The sequence below is a fragment of the Streptomyces capoamus genome, assembly GCF_014654935.1.
Classification (GTDB): domain Bacteria; phylum Actinomycetota; class Actinomycetes; order Streptomycetales; family Streptomycetaceae; genus Streptomyces; species Streptomyces capoamus.
In genome coordinates, this window is record NZ_BNBF01000029.1 from 23912 (window position 1) to 32546 (window position 8635).

Here is an 8635-nt window from a genome sequence, read left to right on the forward strand (position 1 = left end):
TCAGGGCCCGGAATCCACTGGATTCCGGGCCCTGAGTGTTTCCCGCCGAGGCCACCCGCCAGGGGCGCCCCGGCGCTCACAGCACGTGCGCGTTCGGCGCCTTGGCCAGCTCCTCCAGCTCGGGGAGGACGACGACCCGTGCGCCCCCGGCGACGAGCACCCCCGCCCCGTCGGCCCCGTGGACGAACGTGTCGGGTTCCCGCCACGCGGTGACGACCCTGCGCACGCCCGCCCGCAGCACCAGCTCCGCACAGGGCGCCGGCCGGGACGCCCGCCGGGCGCACGGCTCCAGGCTGCTGTACACCGTGGCGGCGGCCAGCCGGGGATCGGCCGGATCGATCTTCGCCAGTGCCGCCTCCTCGGCGTGCGCCACGGGATCGCCCCCCTCCCGCGAGAAACCCCGCGCCAGCTCCGTCCCGTCGGCGGCCACCACCACCGCGCCGACGCTGAACGCCGTCCGCGAGGGCGGGCACTGCGCGGCCAGCTCGCAGGCGGTACGCAGCCAGCGGCGGTCCGCGGCGGTGGGCAGCGGGCCGGTGCCGGGAGCCGTCGGCTCGTACCGCATGAGCACGACGTCCTCGATCCGGCGGGTGTCGAGCAGGCGCAGCCGCCCCGCCTGGTAGGCCCCCGGCCCGAACAGACGGGGCGCCGCCGGGTCGCCCACGAACAGCGGCGCGAGGACCAGCTGGAGTTCGTCGGCGAGGCCCTGCTGGAGGAGCTGGGTGTGGACCGTGCCACCGCCCTCGACCATCAGGCGTCCGACCCCGCGCGCCTCGTGCAGGTGCTCCAGCAGGGCCCGCCAGTCCAGGGCGGGGCCGAGCGGGACGACGTCGGCGGTGCCACCGAGGAGACGGGCGGCACGGTCGGCGCCCCGGTCGGTGGTGTAGACGAGCTTCTCGCCGCCGGTGTGCCAGAAGTGGGCGGCCGGGTCGAGGTCACCGGTGGCGGTGACGGTGACCTTCAGCGGGTACTCCGGCCGGCCCGCCGCCGTGCGGGCCGCGCGCCGCTCGGCCGAGTTGACCAGCAGGCGGGGGTTGTCGGCGCGGATCGTGCCGGCGCCGACGAGGATGGCGTCGACCGAGGCCCGTACCGCGTCGACCCGGTCGAAGTCGGCCGGGCTGGACAGCAGGAGCCGCTCGGGGCCGGTGTCGTCCAGGTAGCCGTCGAGGGAGACGGCGGCGGACAGCAGCACGTACGGCAGGGGCATCGGCGCGCTCTCTTCTCCGGAGGCGGGGCCGGGGCTGGCCGGCCGGTCGTCCCCCTTGGTTCAAGTTTGAAACAAACCTACACTGGTGACATGACGACCCGCTGGCTCACCCCGGAGGAACAGCGCGCCTGGCGCGCCTACAACGCGGCCTCCCGGCTCCTGGAGGACGTCATCGACCGGCAGCTCCAGCAGGAGGGCGGCATGCCGCACCTGTTCTACATGGTGCTGGCCAACCTCTCCGAGGCGCCCGACCGGCGGCTGCGCATGACCGACCTGGCCGAGACGCTGAAGATCACGCGCAGCCGGCTGACGTACGCGGTGACCCGGCTGGAGCGGGACGGCCTGGTGCGCCGGGAGGACTGCCGCCGGGACAGGCGCAGCTCGCTGGCGGTGCTGACGGACGAGGGGATGGCCGTCCTGGAGCGTACGGCCCCCGGGCACGTGGAGACGGTGCGCTCCGCGCTGTTCGACCGGCTCACGCCGGAGCAGGTGGGGCAGCTGGCGGAGATCTGCACGGGGATCGCGCGCGGGCTGCAGGACGAGGACCCGGGGGCGGGCGCCGGCGACCTTCCCTGGCGGCGCCGTTCGTCCTGTTCCCCCTAGGACGCGATCGATTGCTTTAACTTTTAAGCAGCGGTAGGGTCCCTGCGCAGTACTGCTTCAAATCTGAAGCACCTCACGGAGGGACTCCGCATGCCCGACATCCCCGCCGCCACCCCGCGCGCCCGCGTCCGGGTACCGCTGCGCTTCGCCGACGGCTACGGCGCCGACGCGGACGTCGTCACCTTCCACGGCCTCACCGACGGCCGTGAGCACCTCGCCCTCGTCCTCGGCGAGCCCGGTCCGGTCCCGCTGGTGCGACTCCACTCCGAGTGCCTGACCGGTGACGTCTTCGGCTCGGCCCGCTGCGACTGCGGCCCGCAGCTGCGCGAGGCGGTCGAGCGCATCGCCGGCCACGGCGGTGTGCTGCTCTACCTGCGGCAGGAGGGCCGGGGCATCGGCCTCTACAACAAGCTCGACGCGTACGCCCTCCAGGACGGGGGGCTCGACACCTACGAGGCGAACGCCGCGCTCGGCCTCCCGGAGGACGCCCGGGACTACACGGCAGCCGCCCAGATGCTCACCGCCCTCGGCGTCACCGAGCTGGACCTGCTGTCCAACAACCCCGACAAGGCCGGGCAGCTGCGCTCACTGGGCCTCGCGGTCCGGGACCGGGTGCCGACCGGCGTCTTCCCCACCGCCCACAACGTCCACTACCTGCGCGCGAAGGTCCTCCAGACCCAGCACACCCTGCCACTGGCGGAACTGACTACGGGCTAGCCCCCGCCGCCCGGCCCGGCCGACGGGCGCCGGGTCCCGCTTTCCGACCCGGCCGACGCATGGCCGGAGCCCGACCGGGGGCCGGAGTTCGGGCAGCGACCCGACGTGGGCGGCCAGAGCCCGACGGCGGGCCGGAGCCCGCTTCCCCACCCGGCCGACGCCGGACCGGAGCCCGACCGGGGGCAGAGTCCGTGAAGCGACCCCGACGCGGGCGGCCGAAGCCCGACGATGGGCCGGAGCCCGCTTCCCGACCCAGCCGACGCCGGACCGGAGCCCGACCGGGGGCAGAGTCCGGGAGCGACCCCGACGCGGGCGGCCGAAGCCCGACGATGGGCCGGAGCCCGACGCGGGGCCGGAGCCCGCTTCCCCACCCGGCCGACGCCGGACCGGAACCCGACGAAGGGCCCGAGTCCGGACGGCGACCCCGACGCGGTGGGCAGGAAACCCAGGCAGGAACCCGAAGGCGAACTGGCACCCACCACCCCGGACGTCGGACCGCGGCAGCGACCCCGACGCGGTGGGCCGGAGCCCCAGGCAGGGACCCCGAAGGCGAACCGGTACCCACCACCCCGGACGTCGGACCGCGGCAGTGGCCCTGGCAAGGGCCCGGCGACCCGTGCGTGAGGCGGGGCTCATTCCTGGCGGTGGGACGGGAGGCGGAGGGCCGGGAGGACGGCCAGGGCGAGGAGGGCCGCCGTGACGGCGTAGGTGAGGCGGAAGCCGGACGGGCTCTGGCCCGCCGAGCTCAGCACCACCGACAGCAGGGCCGTACCCACCGACGCGGCCAGCTGGGCGTTGATGCTGAGCGCGGTGCTCGCGCCCGCCAGCCGGTCCGGGGACAGGCCCCGGGTCGCGGTGGTCATGGCCGGCATCAGGGTCATCCCGGCTCCGACCCCCATCACCATGCCCCCGGCGACGATCCGCCAGGGCGCGACCCCGGCCGTACCGGTCTGCCAGGCCAGCAAGGCCATGCCGAGCGCGGCCACCGCGCAGCCCGCCGCGATCAGCCGGCGCGGTACGGCCCGGTCGATCCGCCGGGCGGCGATCTGCATCGTCATACCGACCACCAGCCCGACCGGCGCCCCGAGCATCCCGGCCGCCGTCGCGGTCCGGCCCCGCTCCTGTTGCCAGTACAGCGGGCCGAGCAGCATCGAGCCGAAGTAGCCGCAGGTGAACAGGGCGAGCGTGCCGATGCCGGCGGCGAAGGTGCGGTCCCGCAGCAGCCGGAGGTCCAGCAGCGGCGCGCGGGCGGTGAGCGCCCGCCGTACGAAGCCGGCCGCGAGCGCCACCCCGGCGAACAGGGGCAGCAGCGTGCCGGGGGACGTGGCGTCGCCGCGTTCGCCGCAGCGGGTCAGCCCGTACAGGAGCAGGGCCAGGCCGGGCGAGAGCATCAGCAGGCCGGGTACGTCCAGCCGGGGCGGTTCCTGGCCGCGGCGGTCCGGGGCGTCCTTGGGCAGCAGCCGGGCCGCGAGGACCAGGGCCAGGGCGCCGACCGGCAGGTTGATCAGGAAGATCCAGTGCCAGGACACGGAGTCCACCAGCCAGCCGCCGAGCACCGGGCCGGCGACCGGGCCGACCAGGATCGGCAGCCCCAGCAGGCCCATCGCCCGGCCGAGCCGGGCCCGGTCAGCGACCCGCATGCCCATCGCCATGCCGACCGGCTGCAGCAGCCCGCCGCCCAGCCCCTGCACCGCGCGGAACGCGATCAGGCTGCCCGCGTCCCAGGCGCAGGCGGCGAGCAGCGAGCCCAGTGCGAACAGCACCAGCGCCGTCAGGTACGTCCGTTTCGCGCCGATCCGGGCCATCGCCCAGCCGGCCGTCGGAATGACCGCGGCCAGTGCCAGCGTGTACGCCGTCGCGGTCCACTGGATGGTCTGCAGGGGCGCCCCGAACGACTCCGAGAGCCGCCGCAGCGCGACGTTCACGATCGTCATGTCGAGTACGGCCATGACGGTGCCGAGGACCACGACGGTGATGACCCGGTAGAGCGCGGTGGGTGAGGCGGGGGCGGAGGGCGGGGCCGGGGCCACGTCCGGCGCGGAAGGGGAGGCGGTCATCCGCTGCCGCCCCCTCAGACCGCGTAGGGGCGGTCGGTACGGGCGGTGCGCAGGGCCCGGGCCCACCAGGCGAGCTGGCCGAGCATGCCCTTGGCGGCGCCGGCGCACACGTCGGCGTCGAGCGGGACGCCGTCCGCGCCGAGCCCGGACCAGGGGCCGTGCAGGCTGACGGAGTCGCGCACGGTCACGGCGTGCAGTTCGGCGAAGACCAGCCGGAGCTGCTCGACCGCGCGCAGCCCGCCGCCGAGACCGCCGTACGACACGAAGCCGACCGGCTTGGCCTGCCACTCGCGCGAGTGCCAGTCGATGAGGTTCTTCAGTGCCGCGGGGAAGCTGTGGTTGTACTCGGGTGTGACGACCACGAACGCGTCGGCGGCGGCGAGCCGCGGCGAGACGTCCCGCAGCGCGGCGACGGTCTCGGGGCTCGGTGTGCCGCCCCAGCCGGGCAGCACCAGCGGCAGGTCCACCTCGGCGAGGTCGACGACGTCGAACTCCAGGGCCGGGTCGAGGGCGGCGGCGGTGCTCAGGAACCAGTGGGCGACGGCCGGTCCCCGGCGTCCCTCGCGCACGCTGCCGAGGACGACGGCGATACGGAGCGGACGGTCCTCGGCGGCGCCGGACGCGGGATCGGAAACGGAAGCGGAAACGGAAGCGGACACAGCTGTCCCCCTGTGAGTGATGTCGATGCCGGGCGACCGCTCGCGGCGACCGCCCCGGCAGCAAAGTACAACGAGCGTTGTAAGAATTACAACGGCCGTTGTAGTTCGGTTAGAGTGGGCTGGTCACGAAGGAGGCGAGCGTGGGCCAGACCAACGAGTCCCGGCTGGAGCGGGCGCGGAGCGAGGTGCCGCCGCGCAAGCTGCAGAAGCAGATGGCCATCGCGAGCGCGGCCTGCACGGTCTTCGGCCGCGAGGGCTACGCCCGCGCCTCGGTCGACGCCCTCGCCGCCGCCGCCGGCGTCTCCACCCGCACGCTCTACAACCACTTCCCCGGCGGCAAGGCGCAGCTGTTCCAGACGGTCGTGACCTGGACCTCCAGCGACGTCCGGGACGCCCAACTGGCCCGCCTGCACGCCGTGCTGGACCCGGAGCGCCCGCCGCACCCCGACGACCTGGAACGCGACCTGGTCGCCCTGGCCCGCGGTTTCCACGGGCTCATGTCCGACTACGCCAACCACGTCGCGCTGGTCCGGCACATCCACGCGGAGGCCGACCACGTACCGCCCGAGGTCCTCGAGGCCTGGCACGAGGCCGGACCGGCACCGGTCGACCGCGCCCTCACCGAGGCGATGACCCGTCTGGAGGACGCCGGCCTGCTGGACCTGCACGGCGACGCGCCCCTGGCCGCCGGCCACTTCACGGCCCTCGTCTCGCACCGGATCGTCCAGGCCACCCACTACGGCGTCCTCCCCCTGCCGGAGCCGGAGACGGACCGCCTGCTCAGGGGCGGGGTGCGCGCCTTCCTGCGGGCCTACCGCGCGTCCTAGCCGCCCCGCACCCCACACCACTGCGCACGCAGTACTCTGCCCGGAGTGACGATCCGCCCCCAGCGCACCCGGAGCCGAGACCCATGGTGAGACGCAACGACCAGCGGCGCGCGGCACTCGTCGACGCGGCGATCGAGGTGCTGGCCCGGGAGGGCGCGCGGGGGCTGACCTTCCGGGCGGTGGACGCCGAGGCCACCGTGCCCACCGGCACCGCGTCCAACTACTTCACCAGCCGCGACGACCTGCTCACCCAGGCCGGCGCCCGCGTCTACGAGCGGCTCCAGCCCGACGGGGCGACCCTCGAACGGCACCGGACCGCCGCCCGGGACCGGGACACCTACGCCCTCCTGATGCGCGAACTCGTCGGCCGCGTCGCGTCCTTCCGCACCGGCTACCTGGCCCTGCTGGAACTCCGCCTGGAGGCCACCCGGCGGCCGGAACTGCGCGCGGTCCTCACCGAGCGGGTCCGCGCGGACCTCGACGCCAACCTCGCGTACCACGGGTCCAGCGGCCTGCCCGGCGACGCCACCGCCGTCAAACTCCTCTACCTGGCCCTGAACTGGCTCATCGTCGAACAGCTCACACTGCCCGAGGTACTCACCGAGGAGGAACGCGACGCCCTGGTGACGGCTGCGGTGGACCGGCTCGTGAAAACCGACGACCCCAGGCCGAGCGTGCGCTGACCTGGGGTCCTTTCGGTAGGCCGTGTGGGACTCGAACCCACAACCAAGGGATTAAAAGTCCCCTGCTCTGCCAATTGAGCTAACGGCCCGTGCGATGGTGCCTGTCCGAGCATAGCCGGACGTGGCCGTGTCGCCGATCGGGTATCGGTGACACGGCCGCGTCGGGGGTGACGGAAGCGGGGGGATGGTTACTTTTCGGCCGGGACGGGGGCCGGGACCGGGCGCCGGGTGAGGAACCAGTGGCGGGCCGAGGCCAGCCACCAGGTCGCGGCGAAGCCGAGCACGACCAGGACGGCCACCGGGGCGTAGTTGAAGGTCTTCCAGGTGACCGGGGAGACCTGCGGGAGCATGAAGAGGACCGTGATCAGGGCCACCCAGGCCACCGACACGATGCCGACGGCCCCCGACCACCGGCCCAGGTGCCACGGGCCGGGGGTGAACGCGGTGCCCTTGCGGACGCGGAGGTAGGTCGGGATGACGTACGCGATGTAGAGACCGATGACCGCGATGGACGTCACCGCCGCGTAGGCCGTCGTGTTGATCAGGTACGGCAGACCGAGTGCCAGCGCGCCCAGGGCGGCCAGCCAGACCGCCGCCACGGGGGTGCGGGTGCGCGGGCTGACCGTGTGCCAGACGCGGGAGAACGGCAGCGCGCCGTCCCGGGAGAACGCGTAGATCATGCGGCTGTTGGCGGTCACGGAGGCCATGCCGCAGAAGAGCTGGGCGCCGATCACCACCAGCAGCAGGAGCTTGCCGGCCGTGGCGCCGAGGGCGTCCAGGAGGATCTGGGCGGGCGGAGCTCCGGTGGGGGAGGCGAGTTCCCTGTCGTACGACTGGATGGCGAAGGTGAAGCCGAGCAGCAGCACGAACCCGGCGATCCAGGAGGTCCAGATGGAGCGGACGATGCCCTTCGGGCCCGCGGTGGCCGCGTCGTGCGTCTCCTCGGTCATGTGGGCGGAGGCGTCGTAGCCGGTGAAGGTGTACTGGGCCATCAGCAGGCCCAGTAGCACCACGTACGGGCCGCTGCCCCAGCCGGTCCTGTCGACGAAGTGGGTGAAGACGAAGGACGCCGACCGGTGGTGGTCGGGGACCAGCGCGAGCGCGGCGACGATCACCGCGACCCCGAGGACGTGCCACCACACGCTCACGCCGTTCAGGAAGGCGACGATCCGCACGCCGAAGGTGTTCAGCAGGCCGTGCAGGAGGAGGATCGCCGCGAAGAGCAGCACCGTGCGGCCGGGGGTCACCTCGAAGCCGAACTGGAGGTTCAGCCAGGCGCCCAGGAAGGAGGCCGCGCCGAAGTCGATGCCGGCGGTGACCGCCACCTGGCCGAGCACGTTGAACCAGCCCGTGAACCACGCCCAGGCGGCGGCCGAGCGTGGGGGCGCCAGGCGGTGGGCCCAGAAGTACAGGCCGGCCGAGGTCGGGTAGGCCGAGCAGATCTCGGCCATCGACAGGCCCACGAACAGGGTCATCAGGCCGACCGCCACCCAGCCCCAGGTGATCACGGCGGGGCCGCCCGTGGTCATGCCGAAGAGGTAGAGGGTCAGGCAGCCGGACAGCACCGAGATGATCGTGAAGGAGACGGCGTAGTTCGAGAACGCCGACATGCGGCGGGCGAGGACCTGGGTGTAGCCGAGCTGGGCCAGCCGTTCCTCGTCCGACGGTCCGGCCGCTTCCGCGTCATCTGTCATGCCCCCAGCAATTCCCTCACCGGGATCGTGACATGCGTCACTCGGTGACCGGAAAACACCCCGGGTACGCGGAAGGGCCCGTACGAACGGTGTCGTACGGGCCCTCGCTCACTGCCTCACTCGGCGTCAGCCGTTGCGCTTCCAGCGCGGCTTGTCCTCGCGGCGGCCGAAGGAGGAGCCGTTGCCGC

At 73.6% G+C, this 8635-nt stretch carries 8 protein-coding genes and 1 tRNA gene; 4 read left to right on the forward strand and 5 right to left on the reverse strand.

All coding sequences use genetic code 11. The annotated features are described in order from the left end of the window. Positions 1–76: 76 nt before the first annotated feature. A complete protein-coding gene (locus IE312_RS32645) occupies positions 77–1207 on the reverse strand; it encodes a dihydrofolate reductase family protein (protein ID WP_189985862.1) in 1131 nt (376 codons plus the stop codon). Between the two features lie 90 nt (positions 1208–1297). On the opposite strand from IE312_RS32645, the gene IE312_RS32650 reads away from it, so the two are divergent. Both IE312_RS32650 and IE312_RS32655 read left to right on the forward strand, forming a co-directional pair. After that, on the forward strand, positions 1298–1810 hold the full coding sequence (locus IE312_RS32650) for a MarR family winged helix-turn-helix transcriptional regulator (RefSeq protein WP_189985863.1): 513 nt from the start codon (positions 1298–1300) through the stop codon (positions 1808–1810). Between the two features lie 90 nt (positions 1811–1900). Then, on the forward strand, positions 1901–2527 hold the full coding sequence (locus IE312_RS32655; protein ID WP_189985864.1) for a GTP cyclohydrolase II: 627 nt from the start codon (positions 1901–1903) through the stop codon (positions 2525–2527). Positions 2528–3159: 632 nt separating this feature from the next. Here IE312_RS32655 and IE312_RS32660 read toward each other — a convergent pair. Together IE312_RS32660 and IE312_RS32665 are read right to left on the reverse strand one after the other, a co-directional pair. Continuing rightward, positions 3160–4584, reverse strand: coding sequence for a DHA2 family efflux MFS transporter permease subunit (locus IE312_RS32660; RefSeq protein ID WP_189985865.1), 1425 nt, complete (start codon positions 4582–4584; stop codon positions 3160–3162). Between the two features lie 14 nt (positions 4585–4598). Beyond that, positions 4599–5243 (reverse strand): NADPH-dependent FMN reductase, encoded by a 645-nt coding sequence (locus IE312_RS32665; RefSeq protein WP_189985866.1) that lies wholly within the window; start codon positions 5241–5243, stop codon positions 4599–4601. A gap of 140 nt (positions 5244–5383) precedes the next feature. On the opposite strand from IE312_RS32665, the gene IE312_RS32670 reads away from it, so the two are divergent. Further along, on the forward strand, positions 5384–6070 hold the full coding sequence (locus IE312_RS32670) for a TetR/AcrR family transcriptional regulator (RefSeq protein ID WP_189985867.1): 687 nt from the start codon (positions 5384–5386) through the stop codon (positions 6068–6070). Positions 6071–6153: 83 nt separating this feature from the next. Further along, the gene (locus tag IE312_RS32675) at positions 6154–6753 is read left to right on the forward strand and encodes a TetR/AcrR family transcriptional regulator (RefSeq protein WP_189985868.1); all 600 of its coding nucleotides are present in this window, start codon (positions 6154–6156) and stop codon (positions 6751–6753) included. A gap of 16 nt (positions 6754–6769) precedes the next feature. Here IE312_RS32675 and IE312_RS32680 read toward each other — a convergent pair. Both IE312_RS32680 and IE312_RS32685 read right to left on the reverse strand, forming a co-directional pair. Beyond that, positions 6770–6842, reverse strand: a tRNA-Lys gene (locus IE312_RS32680). A 99-nt stretch (positions 6843–6941) separates the two neighbouring features. Beyond that, positions 6942–8447: an amino acid permease gene (locus IE312_RS32685; RefSeq protein ID WP_189985869.1), complete on the reverse strand. Its 1506-nt coding sequence runs from the start codon at positions 8445–8447 to the stop codon at positions 6942–6944. Positions 8448–8635 lie beyond the last annotated feature (188 nt).

Excerpts from the sequence above, each read along its gene's own strand:
- IE312_RS32675 (WP_189985868.1), top strand. The coding sequence starts at position 6,154 with ATGGTGAGACGCAACGACCAGCGGCGCGCGGCACTCGTCGACGCGGCG.
- IE312_RS32660 (WP_189985865.1), bottom strand. The coding sequence starts at position 4,584 with ATGACCGCCTCCCCTTCCGCGCCGGACGTGGCCCCGGCCCCGCCCTCC.
- IE312_RS32650 (WP_189985863.1), top strand. The coding sequence starts at position 1,298 with ATGACGACCCGCTGGCTCACCCCGGAGGAACAGCGCGCCTGGCGCGCC.
- IE312_RS32655 (WP_189985864.1), top strand. The coding sequence starts at position 1,901 with ATGCCCGACATCCCCGCCGCCACCCCGCGCGCCCGCGTCCGGGTACCG.
- IE312_RS32645 (WP_189985862.1), bottom strand. The coding sequence starts at position 1,207 with ATGCCCCTGCCGTACGTGCTGCTGTCCGCCGCCGTCTCCCTCGACGGC.
- IE312_RS32685 (WP_189985869.1), bottom strand. The coding sequence starts at position 8,447 with ATGACAGATGACGCGGAAGCGGCCGGACCGTCGGACGAGGAACGGCTG.